This window comes from Streptomyces sp. 3330, assembly GCF_031456635.1.
Taxonomy (GTDB): Bacteria; Actinomycetota; Actinomycetes; order Streptomycetales; family Streptomycetaceae; genus Streptomyces.
The window spans coordinates 1-15605 of the sequence record NZ_JAVDVA010000023.1 but is presented as its reverse complement, the minus strand read 5'-3'; the positions used below and the strand labels follow the sequence as shown (position 1 = coordinate 15605).

General features: G+C 72.3%; 12 protein-coding genes and 2 pseudogenes. 10 read left to right on the top strand and 4 right to left on the bottom strand.

Annotated elements, in window-relative coordinates; genetic code table 11:
• Positions 1–97: 97 nt before the first annotated feature.
• Both J2X68_RS30860 and J2X68_RS30855 read right to left on the bottom strand, forming a co-directional pair.
• Complete coding sequence (locus J2X68_RS30860) at positions 98–403, bottom strand: hypothetical protein (protein WP_310435887.1); 306 nt, start codon at positions 401–403, stop codon at positions 98–100.
• Positions 404–410: 7 nt separating this feature from the next.
• On the bottom strand, positions 411–1046 hold the full coding sequence (locus J2X68_RS30855; RefSeq protein WP_310435886.1) for an ATP-dependent Clp protease proteolytic subunit: 636 nt from the start codon (positions 1044–1046) through the stop codon (positions 411–413).
• 74 nt (positions 1047–1120) lie between these two features.
• Here J2X68_RS30855 and J2X68_RS30850 point away from each other — a divergent pair, with 74 nt between their 5' ends.
• Complete coding sequence (locus tag J2X68_RS30850; protein ID WP_310435885.1) at positions 1121–1399, top strand: type II toxin-antitoxin system Phd/YefM family antitoxin; 279 nt, start codon at positions 1121–1123, stop codon at positions 1397–1399.
• Positions 1400–1591: 192 nt separating this feature from the next.
• Here the strand turns inward: J2X68_RS30850 and J2X68_RS30845 are convergent.
• Positions 1592–2587: pseudogene (locus J2X68_RS30845) on the bottom strand (ABC transporter permease); the annotation flags it as partial.
• A gap of 176 nt (positions 2588–2763) precedes the next feature.
• Here J2X68_RS30845 and J2X68_RS30840 point away from each other — a divergent pair.
• The 8 genes and pseudogenes from J2X68_RS30840 (at position 2764) to J2X68_RS30805 (ending at position 9861) form a co-directional block, all read left to right on the top strand.
• Positions 2764–3392 (top strand): annotated as a pseudogene (locus tag J2X68_RS30840) (TetR/AcrR family transcriptional regulator).
• Positions 3393–3523: 131 nt separating this feature from the next.
• A complete protein-coding gene (locus tag J2X68_RS30835) occupies positions 3524–3826 on the top strand; it encodes an urease subunit gamma (RefSeq protein WP_310435884.1) in 303 nt (100 codons plus the stop codon).
• 10 nt (positions 3827–3836) lie between these two features.
• The gene (locus J2X68_RS30830; protein WP_307162026.1) at positions 3837–4148 is read left to right on the top strand and encodes an urease subunit beta; all 312 of its coding nucleotides are present in this window, start codon (positions 3837–3839) and stop codon (positions 4146–4148) included.
• Positions 4141–5862: an urease subunit alpha gene (locus tag J2X68_RS30825; protein ID WP_054240444.1), complete on the top strand. Its 1722-nt coding sequence runs from the start codon at positions 4141–4143 to the stop codon at positions 5860–5862. Before J2X68_RS30830 ends, J2X68_RS30825 begins: the two co-directional genes overlap by 8 nt.
• A gap of 21 nt (positions 5863–5883) precedes the next feature.
• Positions 5884–6558, top strand: a complete 675-nt coding sequence (locus tag J2X68_RS30820; protein WP_310435883.1) for an urease accessory UreF family protein — start codon at positions 5884–5886, stop codon at positions 6556–6558.
• Between the two features lie 146 nt (positions 6559–6704).
• Positions 6705–7382, top strand: coding sequence for an urease accessory protein UreG (gene ureG, locus J2X68_RS30815; RefSeq protein ID WP_310435882.1), 678 nt, complete (start codon positions 6705–6707; stop codon positions 7380–7382).
• Between the two features lies 1 nt (position 7383).
• On the top strand, positions 7384–8142 hold the full coding sequence (locus J2X68_RS30810) for an urease accessory protein UreD (protein WP_310435881.1): 759 nt from the start codon (positions 7384–7386) through the stop codon (positions 8140–8142).
• A gap of 186 nt (positions 8143–8328) precedes the next feature.
• The gene (locus J2X68_RS30805; protein ID WP_399041296.1) at positions 8329–9861 is read left to right on the top strand and encodes an alpha/beta hydrolase; all 1533 of its coding nucleotides are present in this window, start codon (positions 8329–8331) and stop codon (positions 9859–9861) included.
• 87 nt (positions 9862–9948) lie between these two features.
• Here J2X68_RS30805 and J2X68_RS30800 read toward each other — a convergent pair whose 3' ends face one another.
• A complete protein-coding gene (locus J2X68_RS30800) occupies positions 9949–10683 on the bottom strand; it encodes a lysophospholipid acyltransferase family protein (RefSeq protein WP_310435879.1) in 735 nt (244 codons plus the stop codon).
• 309 nt (positions 10684–10992) lie between these two features.
• On the opposite strand from J2X68_RS30800, the gene J2X68_RS30795 reads away from it, so the two are divergent.
• The gene (locus tag J2X68_RS30795) at positions 10993–15468 is read left to right on the top strand and encodes a LamG-like jellyroll fold domain-containing protein (RefSeq protein ID WP_399041245.1); all 4476 of its coding nucleotides are present in this window, start codon (positions 10993–10995) and stop codon (positions 15466–15468) included.
• Positions 15469–15605 lie beyond the last annotated feature (137 nt).

The window sequence follows — 15605 nt, the reverse complement described above, 5'->3', positions numbered from 1 at the left end:
CCGCTGAACGGGGGTACCTCTTCTGGGCCGTTTCAACTCCGGTCCGGTCGTCACGTCCTGGGCGCGAGCGGGCCGGACCGGAGGTGGATCCGGCGGGTCAACTGTCGGAGAGCGGGGGCAGCGTGACCCGCGCGGTGCGGCGCTCCCCGTCCAGGACGCGCAGCGCCCGCGCGAGCGTCGGCGCGTGCAGTTCGCTCTCGCCCCGCTGGTGCATCCGCGCCAGGGCGTCGCGCAGCGCGGCCGCCTTGGTCACCAGCGCCTGGGCGGCGCGCAGTCCGCGGTAGGTGTCGCCCTGGTGGGCGGGGTTGATCCGGCCGAGCATGTCGACTACGTCGAGGTAACCGTCGATCAGCTCGGCCTCCGCGCGGGTGAGCGCGGGCAACGGCGGCAGTTCGGGCACCATCGGCGGCTCACCGCCCGCCGGGTGTGCCGGCCGAGGCCCTGCGGGGCGGGACGATCCCGTCCACCAGGCCGTACTCCACGGCCTCCTGGGCGGGGAGGAACCTGTCCCGCTCGATGTCCGCGGTCACCTGCTCCGGCGGCCGCCCGGTGTGCCGTACGAGCATCTCCTCCAGGCTCGCGCGGGTCCGCGCCAGCTCCTCGGCCCGGATCGCCAGGTCGCTCGCCCGCCCCTCGGCCTGCCCGGGCAGGGACGGCCGGCGGATCGTCATCCGCGCGCCCTGCAGCGCGTACCGCTTGCCCGGCGTGCCGGCCGCCGGCAGCACCGCCGCGGACGCGTCCGCGCGGCCCAGGCAGGTGGTCTCCACGTCGCAGGTGACGTACCGGAGCGTGTCGTAGAGAGCCGTCATCGCGCTGAAGGAGCCGCCGGGGGAGTTGATGTACAGCGCGATGTCCCGGTCCGGATCCGTGTGCGCGAGGTACATGAACCGGGCCGTCACGTCGTTCGCCGAGACGTCGTCGATCCGCGTCCCCAGGAAGACGATCCGCTCCTCCAGCAGCTTCGCGTACGGATCCGTGGTCCGGTGCCCGAAGCCCGTGCGCTCGGTGAACCCGGGCAGGACATGGCGGGCGGACGGTCGGTTCATCGGAGCCCCTCCCTCTGCGGCCTCACAGGAACTGTAAAAAATGTACAGGATGTACGTTACGTTAGAATGGGGTCATGGCCTACGAGATTCCGGTGACGCAAGCCAGGGCTGAACTCGCCGACCTGATCAACCGCGTGGTGTACGGCGGTGAACGTGTCGTCGTGACCCGCCACGGCAAGCCTCTCGTCGCCCTCGTCTCCGCCGTCGACCTGGAGCGGCTCGACGAACTCGACAAGGCCGCGGAGGAGCCGGTGATCCGTTCGGTCACCGCCGTGCGCGAGGTCGCGTCCGCTCCCCGCGAACAGCACCGGTTCGGGGTCACGGCGGAGTACCGGGGGCCGGATCCGTCCTAGGGGACACGCCTGTGCGCCATGAAGCGCGTGCGGGGGCGGGGGAGCAGGAGGCGGGGGAGCAGGACCGGAGCACCGGCACGCGAAAGGCCGTGCGGTCCCGGAGCCGGGGTGCACGGCCCGGTGGTGCGGGGTCGGATCACGGGCAAGGGCCGAGAGGCGGGAGTCAGGCGACGAGCGCGGGCCGTCGGGCCTCGCCGGCCGGCTCGGCCGGGGCCGGTCCCCCTTCGGCCGGGCCCCCAGCAGGACGGCCCCGAGGCCCAGCGCGGCCCACCGGACCAGCGTGAGCGCCGGGCCGGTGGCCGCCGCCCCGTCGAAGAACGACACCGACCGCAGCAGGGTCGTACCCGCGCCCGGCGGCAGCCACTGGCCGATCGCCCCGACCGGCTCGGGCGGCATCCGCGGCGCGGAGGCCGCCCCCGAGAACGGGTTCCCGAGGAACATCACCACGAACGACACCGCCCCGATGCCCGGCGTGCCGAGCAGGGCGGCGCAGCCCGCCACCGCCGCGCTCACCGCCGGCGTCGAGAGGCCCAGCACCGCGGCCTCGGCCCACCAGTCGCCGGTGAGCACCCCGAGCCAGCCGTGCGCCGGCGCCGCCGCGGCCAGGCCGACCAGAGCGGCGGCGCCGACCAGCCCGGACACGGCGCGGATCCCGCGCAGACCCGACAGGGACACCAGCGCGCCCGCCGCGATCCCGGCGAGCGCCAGCGGCAGCACGCTCGCGCCGAGAGCCGAGCCGCGCGGGTCGGCGGCCGGAGCCGGCACCACGTCCACCGTCTGCACCCGGGCGCCCGAGGCGGCCGCCCGTTCCGCGACCGCCTGCTGGAGCAGCTGGGCGACGAGCGGGCTCCCGGCCGAGGCGGTCAGCAGTTCGGTTCGCCCGGCCGTGACGACCACCGCGCCGTATACGGTCCGGCTCTCGACGGCGTTCCGGACGGCCGTTCCGTCGGCGTAGCGGTGGATCTCGAAGGCGGTCCCGTGCCGGGTCAGCTGCTTCTCCAGCTGCGCGGTCGCGGCGGGCGGACCGGCCACGCCCAGCGGCAGTTCGCGGGGCGCGGTGCGGGCGGCCGGCCAGGCGAAGGCCCAGAGGGCGACGGCGGCGAGGGTCGGGACGGGCAGGACGACGGCGATCAGGCGCCGGGTGGCGGACGTGGGCTCCTCTGGGAGGCGGGTCGACGGGACGGACAGGCGGGCGGCGCCGCGAACGGGCCGAGCCGCGGAGGCCGAGCTGCGACGGGTCGCGCCGTGGAGGACACGGCCGGGTCGTGGCGCTGAAAAGAAGGATCGTTCGTTTCAGGTTCGCTCACGCCGTCCGCCAGGAGAGGCGGGTGGTCAAGAAGGAATGGTCGTTCCACGTGTGGCGCATGGCCCGTGTATCCCAGGCGCACCTCGACGCCCGCCGTCGTCAGATCCTCGACGGCGCGGCGCTCTGCTTCGCCGCAACGGCTTCCACGCCACGTCGATGCAGGACGTGCTGAAGGAGGTCGATCTGTCCGCCGGGGCGGTGTACCGCTACTTCAGCGGCAAGGAGGAGCTCATCGCCGCGATCGTCGGCGAGGTGCTCGACGAGGTCAGCGAGGCCTTCGAGGAGGAGGGCCGGCACATCCCGCCGCCGTCGCCCGACATCCTGGTCTCCTCGGTCTTCGACCGGGTCCACGCCTCCCGGGCGTCCCTGCTCGTCGACGGGCGGCCCGCCTTCCCCCGGCTGGTCATCCAGGTGGGGACGGAGACGCTGCGCAACGCCGAGCCGGCCGCCCTCCTGGAGGAGGGCTGCACCGGCGTGCGCGAGGCGTGGGGGCGGATCGTCGTCGCGTACCAGGAGGCCGGGATGATGCGGTCCGACGTGGCCCCGGACCAGGTGGCGCGCACGATGATCGCCGTCGTGCTGGGATTCCTCGCCCAGCAGACGCTGTTCGGGCCCGCCCCGGTGGAGGTGCTGCGCGACGGGCTGCGCGCGCTGATGAGCGTGTCGGCCCCGTCGTCGGGGGCCTGAACCGATCACAGCTCGGTTAACTTGCTCGAAATGCGCTCCAACTAGCCTGCCGATCCATGCCACCAGGGTCTTCGCCCGTGGCCGCGGCAACCGGGCCCCGCACGGTCCGGAGCGAGGATGTGAGGTGGGACGTGCAACTGACCCCGCACGAGCAGGAGAGGCTGCTGATCCACGTGGCGGCCGACGTCGCCGAGAAGCGCCGGGCCCGCGGGCTCAGGCTCAACCACCCGGAGGCCGTGGCCCTCATCACGGCGCACCTCCTGGAAGGCGCGCGCGACGGCCGCACGGTGGCCGAACTCATGTCCTCCGGCCGCAAGCTGCTCACCCGCGACGACGTCATGGAGGGCATCCCCGAGATGATCCACGACGTCCAGGTCGAGGCCACCTTCCCGGACGGCACCAAGCTCGTCACCGTCCACGACCCGATCGTCTGAAGGGGCCTCGATGATTCCCGGAGAGATCCTGTTCGCCGCGGACCCGGTCGTCTTCAACGAGGGCCGCGAGGTCACCCGGCTCACCGTCCTCAACGCCGCCGACCGGCCCGTCCAGGTCGGCTCCCACTACCACTTCGCCGAGGCCAACCCCGGCCTGGAGTTCGACCGCGCCGCCGCCCGCGGCCGGCGGCTGAACGTCGCCGCCGGCACCGCCGTGCGCTTCGAGCCCGGGATCCCCGTCGACGTCGAACTCGTCCCCCTCGCCGGCGCCCGCGTCGTGCCCGGTCTGCGCGGGGAGACCGGAGGTGCCCTCGATGCCTGAGATCTCGCGTGCCGCGTACGCCGACCTGTTCGGCCCGACGACCGGCGACCGCATCCGGCTCGCCGACACCGATCTGCTGATCGAGATCGAGGAGGACCGCTGCGGCGGCCCCGGACTCGCCGGTGAGGAGGCGGTCTTCGGCGGCGGCAAGGTCATCCGTGAGTCCATGGGGCAGTCCCGCGCCACGCGCGCGGACGGCACGCCCGACACCGTCATCACGGGCGCCGTAGTCGTCGACCACTGGGGGGTCGTCAAGGCCGACGTCGGCATCCGTGACGGGCGCATCACCGGTATCGGCAAGGCCGGCAACCCCGACACGATGGACGGGGTCCACCCGGACCTGGTCATCGGCCCGGAGACCGAGATCATCGCCGGCAACGGACGGATCCTGACCGCCGGCGCGGTGGACGCGCACGTCCACTTCATCTGTCCGCAGATCGCCGACGAGGCGCTGTCCGCCGGGGTCACGACGCTGGTCGGCGGCGGCACCGGGCCGGCCGAGGGCTCGAAGGCGACCACCGTGACGCCCGGCCCGTGGCACCTCGCCCGGATGCTGGAGGCGATGGAGCAGTACCCCCTGAACATCGGCTTCCTCGGCAAGGGCAACACCGTCTCGCAGGACGCGATGCTGTCGCAGATCCGGGGCGGCGCGCTCGGCCTGAAGCTGCACGAGGACTGGGGCTCGACGCCGGCCGTCATCGACGCCTCGCTGACCGTCGCCGACCGGACGGGCATCCAGGTCGCGATCCACACGGACACCCTCAACGAGGCCGGGTTCGTCGGCGACACGCTCGCCGCGATCGCCGGACGCGGCATCCACGCCTACCACACCGAGGGCGCGGGCGGCGGGCACGCGCCGGACATCATGACCGTGGTCTCCGAGCCGCACGTGCTGCCGAGCTCCACGAACCCGACGCGGCCGTACACGGTGAACACCGCCGAGGAACACCTCGACATGCTGATGGTGTGTCACCACCTCAATCCGGCGGTCCCGGAGGACCTGGCGTTCGCCGAGTCGCGCATCCGGCCGTCGACGATCGGGGCCGAGGACGTCCTCCACGACCTCGGGGCGATCTCGATCATCTCCTCCGACGCTCAGGCCATGGGCCGGGTCGGCGAGGTCATCCTGCGGACCTGGCAGACGGCGCACGTGATGAAGCGGCGCAGGGGCTCCCTGCCGGGCGACGGCCGGGCGGACAACCACCGGGTGCGCCGCTACATCGCCAAGTACACGATCAACCCCGCGCTCGCCCAGGGCCTGGCCCGCGAGATCGGCTCGGTCGAGGGCGGCAAGCTCGCCGACCTGGTGCTGTGGGAGCCGGCGTTCTTCGGCGTCAAGCCGCACCTCGTGATCAAGGGCGGTCAGATCGCGTACGCGCAGATGGGCGACGCCAACGCCTCCATCCCGACTCCGCAGCCGATCCTGCCGCGTCCGATGTACGGCGCGATCGGCCGGGCGCCCGCGTCGAACTCGTTCAACTTCGTGGCGCCGCTGGCCATCGAGGACGGCCTGCCGGAGCGTCTGCAGCTGGGCAAGAAGTTCGTGGCCATCGAGTCCACGCGCGGGGTCACCAAGGCGGACATGCGGGAGAACGACGCCCGGCCGCGCGTCCGGGTCGATCCCGACAGCTTCGCCGTGCACATCGACGGGGAGCTCGTCGAGGCGACTCCGGCCGCCGAACTGCCCATGGCGCAGCGCTACTTCCTGTTCTGATCCGGTACGGAGGACATCGATGTGACAAGGGCAGCACTGCTCGTCCTGGCCGACGGGCGTTTCCCCGCCGGAGGGCACGCGCACTCCGGCGGGGCGGAGCAGGCCGTCAAGGCGGGCCGGATCACCGGCGCGACGAGCCTGGAGGCCTTCCTCCGCGGGAGGCTGCACACCACGGGGCTGGTGGGCGCGGCGCTGGCGGCCGCGGCCGCGGCCGGGGGCGACCCGGCGGCGCTGGACGCGGCGGCGGACGCCCGCACCCCGTCCCCGGCGCTCCGGCTGACCGCCAGGAAGCTGGGCCGGCAGCTGATGCGGGCCGCCCGGGCTGCCTGGCCGAGCGCCGAACTCGACTCCCTGGCACGGCAGTTCCCCAAGGGAGCGCACCAGCCGGTGGTGCTGGGACTGGCCGCGCGGTCGGCCGGGCTCGGGGCCGAGGACGCGGCGCACTGCGCGGTCTACGAGAGCGTGAGCGGACCGGCGACGGCCGTGGTGCGGCTGCTGAGCCTGGACCCGTTCGAGGCCACGGCGGTGCTGGCCCGGCTGGCGCCGGAGCTGGATCTGGTGGTCGACCGGGCGGTGTCCGCCGGGTCGGCCGTGCCGGCGCGGGGTGTCGACATGCTGCCGGCGGCGTCGGCGCCGCTGCTGGAGATCGGGGCGCAGGCACACGCCGGCTGGCCGGTGCGCCTGTTCGCCTCGTGAGGGACCCCGCCCTCGCCCCCGGCAGCCCTCTCCCTTCCCGCCCCCGAGGGCTTCACCCCTCCCCGACCACCACCAGGACCCCCGTCCGGCCCTGAGAAGGGCCTCTCCCCGAACGCCGGACGGGGCTGACCAGAGGAGCCGCAGTCATGCATCTCGACCACATCCACGACGGTCCCGCCGCGGTCGGCGCCGACGCCCGTCGCCCCGACGGCAGCCGCCGTGCCCTGCGGATCGGGCTCGGCGGTCCCGTCGGATCCGGCAAGACCGCCACGGTCGCCGCGCTCTGCCGCGCCCTGCGGGACGAGCTGTCCCTCGCCGTCGTCACCAACGACATCTACACCCGCGAGGACGCCGAGTTCCTGCTCCGGGAGGCCGTGCTGCCGCCCGAGCGGATCACGGCCGTCGAGACGGGCGCCTGCCCGCACACCGCGATCCGGGACGACATCTCCGCCAACCTGGAGGCCGTGGAGGACCTGGAGGACGAGGTCGGGCCGCTGGACCTGATCCTCGTCGAGTCCGGTGGGGACAACCTCACCGCCACCTTCTCCAAGGGCCTCGTGGACGCGCAGATCTTCGTGATCGACGTCGCGGGCGGGGACGACATCCCGCGCAAGGGCGGGCCCGGGGTGACCACCGCCGACCTGCTGGTCGTCAACAAGACCGACCTTGCGCCGTACGTCGGCTCCGACCTCGCCCGGATGGCCGCCGACGCCAAGGCCCAGCGGGCCGAACTGCCTTTCGTCTTCCAGTCGTTGCGGAGCGAGGGTGGCGTCACGGACGTCGCCGCGTGGGTGCGGGCGCAGTTCGCCGCCTGGACGGCGTGACATGAGCGGAGTGCACGCCACCGCGCGGATCGGGGCGAGGGCCGACGGGCGCGGGGGGACCTCGCTGCCCGTCCTCGAGAGCGACGGTCCGCTCGCCCTGCGGCGCACCCGAGGCGTCGGCGGCGAGGCGCGCGTCCTGCTCGTCGGCGCGATGAGCGGGCCTCTCGGCGGGGACCGCTTCGCCGTCGAGGCCGACGTCGGCAACGGAGCCCGGCTGCACGTCGGTTCGGCCGCCGCCACCATCGCCCTGCCCGGCCAGGCCAAGGACGAGGCCCACTACGAGGTACGGCTCACGGTCGCCGACGGCGGTGAACTGCGCTGGCTGCCCGAGCAGTTGATCTCCGCGAAGGGGAGCGACCTGTACGTCGCCACGCGGGTCGAGCTCGGGGCCGACGCCCGGCTCGTCCTGCGCGAGGAGCAGGTGCTCGGCCGGGTGGGGGAGGAGCCGGGCAGGCTCACCAGCCGGCTCACCGTGCGGGTCGGCGGGCGGGTCGTCCTCGATCAGGAACTGGCCTGCGGTCCCGGCGCGCCGGGCGGCTGGGACGGGCCCGCCGTTCTCGCGGAGTATCGTGCCGTGGGTCAACTCGTCGTCGTGAAACCTGAGTTCCTCGACGAGCCGGCGCAGGCGAGGAACATCGGCGAGTACGCCGGTGTCATGCCGCTGGCCGGTCCGGCGGCTCTCGTCAGCGCCGTCGCGCCCGACGCGCTGCGGCTGCGGCGGGCGTTGGACGAGGCGCTCGACCATGTCGACATCCGGTGAGCGGTACATCACTTTCCGGTTATCGGATTGGCAAAGAAGGTCAACGACACCTTTTCTCAGGTGCCTCACAGCCGAGAGGATCCCTCTGCCGCCATCACCAGGTAGGGGAGTTCCCACTTGAAGGACATACGACCGAACAGGCGCACCACGGCGCTCGGCTCGGCAGGCGCTCTCGTCGTCGCGACGATGCTTGCCGGCGCCGTCGCGGCGCCCACGGCGAGCGCGACCAGCGGCAGTGCGGGTCAGGACCGGGAGGCGCGCGGTGCCGCGCTCGCGGCGGAGCGCGCGGGCAAGGCCGGCATCGACTGGCAGGACTGCCCCGCTGACTGGGGCCTGGAGAAGCCGATCCAGTGCGGCTGGGTCACCGTGCCGCTCGACTACGCCAAGCCCAACGGCACCCAGATCAAGCTGGCCGTCGACCGCATCGGCAACACCGGCACCGCGGGGGAGCGCCAGGGCGCGCTCGTCTACAACCCCGGCGGTCCCGGCGGCTCGGGCCTGCGCTTCCCGCGCCGCGTCACCACCAAGGCCCCCGTCTGGACCAACGTGGCGAAGGCCTACGACTTCGTGGGCTTCGACCCGCGCGGCGTCGGTCACTCCGCGGCCATCTCCTGCATCGACCCGCAGGAGTTCGTGAAGGCGCCCAAGGCCGACCCGGTCCCGGACAGCGAGGCCGACAAGCTCGCCCAGATCAAGCTCGCCCGTGAGTACGCGGACGGGTGCGCCGAGCGCAGCGGCAAGGCCGTGCTGGCGCAGATGACCACCCCGAACACCGTCCGCGACCTGGACGTCATCCGGGCCGCCCTGGGCGAGAAGAAGCTCAACTTCCTGGGCGTCTCCTACGGCACCTACATCGGCGCCGTCTACGGCACCATGTTCCCGGGCCACCTGCGCCGCATGATCGTCGACAGCGTGGTCAACCCCTCCCGCGAGAAGATCTGGTACGAGGCCAACCTCGACCAGGACATCGCCTTCGAGGGCCGCTGGAAGGACTGGCAGGACTGGGTCGCCGCCAACGACGCGACCTTCCACCTCGGCACCACCCGCGACGCCGTCCAGGCCAAGTGGCTCGAACTGCGCGCCACCGCGAAGAAGAACCCCATCGGCGGGATCGTCGGCCCGGCCGAGCTGATCTCCTTCTTCCAGAGCGCCCCGTACTACGACTCCTCGTGGATCCCGGTCGCCACGGTCTTCAGCAAGTACTTCGCGGGGGACACCCAGGCGCTCGTCGACGCGGCCGCCCCGGACCTGACCGACACGGCCGGCAACATCTCCTCGGAGAACGGCAACGCCGTCTACACCGCCGTCGAGTGCACCGACGCCAAGTGGCCCACCAGCTGGCGCAAGTGGAACAGCGACAACACGCGGCTCCACAAGGACTACCCGTTCATGACCTGGGCCAACGCGTGGATGAACCTGCCGTGCGCCTTCTGGCCGGTCAAGCAGCAGACGCCGGTGGACGTCAAGACCCACAAGGGCCTGCCGCCGGTGCTCATCGTGCAGTCCACGGATGACGCGGCCACCCCGTACGAGGGCGCCGTCGAACTGCACAAGCGCTTCAAGGGCTCCCGCCTGATCACCGAGAAGGACGCCGGCTCCCACGGAGTGACCGGCCTGGTGAACACCTGCATCAACGCGCGGGTGGACTCCTACCTCCTCACCGGCAAGCTGGACACCGCGGACGTGACCTGCGCGCCGCACGCCACGCCCAAGCCGTAGCACCGCTCGCACGACAGCGAAGGGCGGCCGGAGTGATCCGGCCGCCCTTTCCGTCGTACTGACGGAACATCAGCTCATCGCTTTACGTCAACGCGACGGCAGACGCGGGAACTTGCGCTCCTTCTCCGCCTTGGCCGCCTTCGCCGCGGCCTCCTCCGCCTTGACGTCGGCCGCGTACCGGTCCACGTACTCCTGCTCGGAGAGCGTCAGGATGGCGTACATGATCTCGTCGGTGATCGCGCGCAGCACCGCCTTCTCGTTCTCCATGCCGAGGTACCGGGAGAAGTCGAGGGGCTCGCCGAAGCGGATCACCACGGGGTGCAGGGTCGGGATGACCTTGCCGGGCGGCTGCGCCTCGAAGGTGCCGATCATCGCACAGGGGATGACGGGGACCCGGGCCCTGAGCGCCATCACGGCGACCCCGACCTTGCCCTTGTACAGGCGGCCGTCGTGCGAGCGGGTGCCCTCCGGATAGATGCCGAGCAGTTGGTCCTTGGCGAGCACGCCGAGGCCCTCGCGGATCGCCGCCTGGCCCGCCTCCTTGCCGGAGCGGTCGACCGGGATCTGGCCCGCGCTGCGGAAGAAGGCCGCGGTCAGCCGGCCCTTGATGCCGGGACCCGTGAAGTACTCGGCCTTCGCGAGGAAGGTGATGCGGCGCTTGAGGATCGCGGGCATCAGGAAGTGGTCCGAGAACGACAGATGGTTCCCGGCGACGATCGCCGCACCCGACTCCGGAACGTGCTCGAGGCCTTCGATCCGCGGTCGGAAGACCAGTCTCAGCAGGGGGCCCAGCAAGACGTACTTGAGCACGTAGTAGAACAAGGGGTCGCTCCTCACTCCGGCGGATCGGCGGGATGGCCGCCTGACCAGGGTGCTGCTCCCGGACGGTGCGCAGCAAGCCGCAGGGCGCCGCGGGAAGCGATCGCGCGGCCGTCGGGAGTCGCGCACGGCGCTTTTTCGTCGAATCTCCACGGATCTTGCCGCAACCGTGTCGGTTCTCACATCCACCGAGGGGGAGACGCCGGACATGTCGCATTGATTTCGATGGATCTTCATCAAGTTCTTACTTAACCTCCGTCATTGACCATCTTTCCTCAGTGCTTTCTCACTGAGTCGTGTTGTGAACTGTGAATGCGGGGGCGCGTGTTGACGCGAAGACATGCCCGGACGTCGGCCTTGGCGCTGGCGCTGGCGCTGGTGACGGCCTTGGGGGTCGGGGTGACGCCGGTGACCGCGGCGGTCGCCGCCGCCCCGACGGCCCCGGTACGGACGAAGACCTCGGCCGAGGGCGCTGCGCCGACCACGCAGGACGCCCTGGCCGAGGCGAAACGGTCCGGCAAGAGTGTCGAGGTCGACTCTCTCCGTTCGGAGAGCGGCGACGTGTACGCCACGCCCGACGGGAACCTGGAGGCGCGTGAGTATCTGCGCCCCGTGCGGACCCGGGTCGGGGGCGAGTGGAAGCCGGTCGACACCGACCTGGCGAAGACCTCGGAGGGGGCGGTCGCGCCGGGCGCGACCACCGTGGGTCTCGAGTTCTCCGGCGGCGGCGACGCGCCGCTGGTGCGGATGGAGAAGGCGGGGCGCGAACTGGCCCTGACCTGGCCGGGCGAGCTGCCCGCCCCCGTCCTCGACGGGGCGACGGCGACCTATCGCGACGTCCTGCCGGACGTGGACCTGCGGATGGGCGCCCAGGAGGACGGCTTCACCCAGTTGCTCGTCGTCAAGTCGGCCGAGGCGGCCGCCGACCCCGAGCTGACCCGGCTGCGGCTGAAACTCTCCGCGGAGGGCATGGACGTCCGCGAGACGTCCGAGGGCGGCCTGGAAGCCGTCGACGAGGGCGCCGGGAGCGCGGTGTTCGAGGCGCCCAAGCCCGTGATGTGGGACTCCAGCACCCGGGAGCCGCCGCGGCAGAGCACGGCGCCCGGGCCGAGCACGGCGCCGCGGGCGAGCACGGCACCACAGCCGGGCGCCGAGCCGCGGCGGAGCACGGCGTCACAGCCCGGCGCCCCGGCGGAGCAGACCGCGCCGGAGGCCGCCCCGGCGGAGCAGGCCGCGCCCGACGGGAAGACCACCCCGGCCGGGCCGGCCGGGTCGGCCACGGCGGCGAAGGCGGCGTGGTCCTCCTCGTCCGCCCCGGCCTCGTCCGCCTCCTCGGCTGCCGCGCCCGCTCCGGACGACGAGCCCGCCGCGGGGGAGTCCGCGAAGCTCGCCCCGGTCGGGGTGGACATCCCGGCCGGCGGCGGGGAGCTCGTCCTGACCCCGGACGCGGACGTGCTGAAGGGCGAGGACACTACCTACCCGGTGTTCATCGACCCCCAGTGGTACTCGCCGCGCGCCGCCGCGTGGACGATGGCGTCCAAGTACTGGGCGTCGTCTCCGCAGTGGAAGTTCAACGGCGAGAACAACGCCGGTCTCGGCTACTGCGGCTGGGCCTACTGCCAGCCCTACGACACCAAGCGGCTCTTCTACCGCATCCCGGTGTCGAAGTTCGCGGGCAAGACCATCCTGCAGGCCGAGTTCGTCGTGCGGAACGTGTGGTCCGCGTCGTGCAGCGCGCGCAGCGTGGAGCTGTGGCGCACGAAGGACATCTCCTCGTCGACCACGTGGAACTCGCAGAACGCGGACGGCTTCTGGATCGACAAGCTGAGGACGGACTCCTTCGCCCACGGCTTCGAGGGCTGTTCGGCCAAGGACGCCGAGTTCGACGTGAAGTCGGCCGTGCAGACCGCGGCCAACGCCAAGTCGTCGACGATGACGTTCGGCATGCAGGCCGCGAGCGAGTCCGACATCTACGGCTGGAAGCGGTTCTCCGACAAGGCGTATCTGCGGGTCAAGTACAACCGTCCGCCGACGCAGATCAAGATGTCGCAGCTCACCATGGAGTACGGCGGCACCTGCAAGAAGCCGGCCGACGCCCCGCGCGTGCGCACCCTCGGCAAGATCTACGCCAACGGCGTCACGGACCCGGACGGCGACACCGTGGGCGTGCAGATCGAGGCCGCCTGGGACTCCGGCGACGGCAAGGGGACGATCGCCCGCTGGAAGCCCGCCCGCACCGGCCTGAAGAAGTCCGGATCCGGCTTCTCGCTGACCCTCCCCTCCACCCTGCCCGAGAACAAGCAGATCAACTGGTACGCGCGCAGCTACGACGGGGCGCAGTACTCGCCGTGGTCCAGCGCGGGTGACCCGACGGGCTGTTACTTCACCTACGACACCAAGGTCCCCAAGGCCCCGGCGGTCACGTCCGCGGAGTATCCGGCCTCGGATCCCGAGAACCCCGACGACCCGTGGTTCGACGGGGTCGGCCGCTACGGCTCGTTCCAGCTCAAGGCCGCCGACACCGACGTGACGAAGTACTGGTTCGGCATCAACGGCGACCCCACCTCGAAGAACACGATCACCACGGCGGCGGGCGCGGCGAGGGCGGCGAAGATGCTGCCCGCCAAGCCGGGCCTCAACTTCGTCACCGCCAGGGCGTTCGACGCGGCGGGCAACGGCTCCGAGATCCGCACCTACCAGTTCCGGGTCAAGTCGGGGCAGGTCGAACGCGCCGACTGGACCATGGACGAGGCGGCCGGCGCCACCCAGGTGGCGGGCAGCGCGCCCGAGCAGACCGCCACCCTCTACAACGGCCCCACGCCGAACGTGGAGGGCCGGTTCGGCAAAGCGGTGCAGTTCGACGGGGTCGACGACTACGCCGCCTCCGACATCGCCACCGTCGACACCGACACCAGCTTCTCGGTGTCCGCCTGGGTGAAGCTGTCCGCGATGCCCTCCGGCGCGGCCGTCGTCGCCTCCCAGCGGGGCAACAACGCGCCGGGCTTCGAGCTGTACTACTCCAAGGGCTACGACCGCTGGGTGTTCAACCAGTACAGCGCCGACACCGCCGACGGCACCCCCGTCCGGGCCATGCAGTCCGCCGCGGGCGGGGCCGAGGCCGGGAAGTGGACGCATCTGGTCGGCGTCTACGCCGCGGGTGAGAAGCTGCTCAAGCTGTATGTCGACGGCGCGCTGGCCGGGACCACGGCGTACGGCACGGCGTGGAACGCCCGTCGCGGCATGGTGATCGGCGGCAGCTTCCTCAACGGGATCCCGTCGTCGCCCTTCCCGGGGGCCATCGACGAGGTGAAGACCTTCGAGAAGCCCCTGTCGCCGGCCGAGGTGTCGAGCCTCTACAGCGCGAACACGAGCGGCGGCCGTCCGGCCCGCATGGTCTTCCACCTGGACGAGGCCGCCGACGCGACCGAACTGAGCGGCCGGGCCGACGTGAGCCCCGCCGTCCTCAAGGGCGGCGCCTCGACCGGCGCGGCCGGAGTGGACGGCAACGCGCTCACCCTGGACGGCACCGACGACTACGCCACCACGGGCAACCCGCACCTCAACACCTCGTACAGCTTCGCCGTCTCGGCCTGGGTGAAGCTGGCGAAGACCAAACCGAGCCACGCGGCGAGCGTCGCCTCGCAGGCCGGTGCCGCGGTCACGGGGCCGGAGCTGTACTACTCCAGCTCCTTCGACCGCTGGGTGTTCAACCAGCACAGCGCCGACACCGCCGACTCCACGGTGGTGCGGGCGATGCAGCCCGACGGCACCACCGCGTACGGCGGTGAGTGGACGCATCTGGTGGGCGTGCAGGACACCGAGGCCGACAAGCTCTCGCTGTACGTCAACGGCACCCTGGCGGGCACCACCGCCCTGCCGTCGACCTGGTACGCCGGAGGCGCCGTGCAGATCGGCGCGAGCGCGTTCGAGGGGAAGGCCACCTCGTTCTTCCCCGGCCAGATCGACGACGTACGCCTCTTCGACCGGCCGGTGTCGGCCGACGAGGTGCAGCAGCTGTTCAAGCAGCGCGCGCTGCTCAACGCCCGGTGGAAGCTGGACGCCGTCACCGGCTCCGCCTCGCCGGACGACGCCGGCCGGACGGCCGCCCTGTCCCTGGCGGGCGGTGCCAGGATCGGCGCCGGGTTCATGGAGGGCGGCCTGGAGCTGGACGGCAAGGCCGGCTACGCGAGCGCCCCGGCGGTCCCCGTCGACACGAGCGCCAGCTTCACCGTCACCGCCTGGGCCCAGGCCGCCTCGGTCCCCACCCAGAACGCGGCGGTGGTCAGCGCGGAGGGAACCGGACGGAGCCCGTTCTCGATGCGCTTCGTCCCGGCCGTGAACGACCCGGAGGGGCTCGGCAGCTGGGAGATCGAACTGCCGGACGCCGACGCCTCGGGCGCCACGACGGTACGCCTGGCCAGCACGGAGTTCACCGGTGTGACCGACTGGAACCACCTGGCCCTGGTCTACGACGGCTTCGCCAAGCAGGCCCGTCTGTACGTCAACGGCGTGCTCCAGGAAGCCGCGTGCGAGGACTCCGACGCCGACGGCACGGCGGACGACACCTCCTGCCAGGACATGATCGCCTGGGGCGAGAACGTCCTGACCACCAAGGCCGGCAAGTCGCTCCAGATCGGACGGACGAAGACCGGCGCCACGGGCGCCGAATACTTCCCCGGCGTGATCGACGACGTCTGGTTCTTCCAGGGGGCGCTCGACGACAGCCAGGTCGGAGAGCTCTCCGGCTCCTGGTTCGACGTGCCCACCCAGGTCCCGGCCGGCAGCTGACGCCGCCACGGGCGGGGGGGGGGGGGGGGGCGCGCCCCCCCCCCCCCCCCCCCCCCCCCCCCCCCCCCGCGGGGGCCCCCCCCCCCCCCCCCCCCCCCCCCCCCGGGGCCCCCCCCCCCCACCCCCCCCCCCACCCC

Excerpts from the sequence above, each read along its gene's own strand:
- J2X68_RS30810 (WP_310435881.1), top strand. The coding sequence starts at position 7,384 with ATGAGCGGAGTGCACGCCACCGCGCGGATCGGGGCGAGGGCCGACGGG.
- J2X68_RS30850 (WP_310435885.1), top strand. The coding sequence starts at position 1,121 with ATGGCCTACGAGATTCCGGTGACGCAAGCCAGGGCTGAACTCGCCGAC.
- ureG (WP_310435882.1), top strand. The coding sequence starts at position 6,705 with ATGCATCTCGACCACATCCACGACGGTCCCGCCGCGGTCGGCGCCGAC.
- J2X68_RS30860 (WP_310435887.1), bottom strand. The coding sequence starts at position 403 with ATGGTGCCCGAACTGCCGCCGTTGCCCGCGCTCACCCGCGCGGAGGCC.
- J2X68_RS30855 (WP_310435886.1), bottom strand. The coding sequence starts at position 1,046 with ATGAACCGACCGTCCGCCCGCCATGTCCTGCCCGGGTTCACCGAGCGC.
- J2X68_RS30795 (WP_399041245.1), top strand. The coding sequence starts at position 10,993 with ATGCGGGGGCGCGTGTTGACGCGAAGACATGCCCGGACGTCGGCCTTG.
- J2X68_RS30805 (WP_399041296.1), top strand. The coding sequence starts at position 8,329 with ATGCTTGCCGGCGCCGTCGCGGCGCCCACGGCGAGCGCGACCAGCGGC.
- J2X68_RS30830 (WP_307162026.1), top strand. The coding sequence starts at position 3,837 with ATGATTCCCGGAGAGATCCTGTTCGCCGCGGACCCGGTCGTCTTCAAC.
- J2X68_RS30825 (WP_054240444.1), top strand. The coding sequence starts at position 4,141 with ATGCCTGAGATCTCGCGTGCCGCGTACGCCGACCTGTTCGGCCCGACG.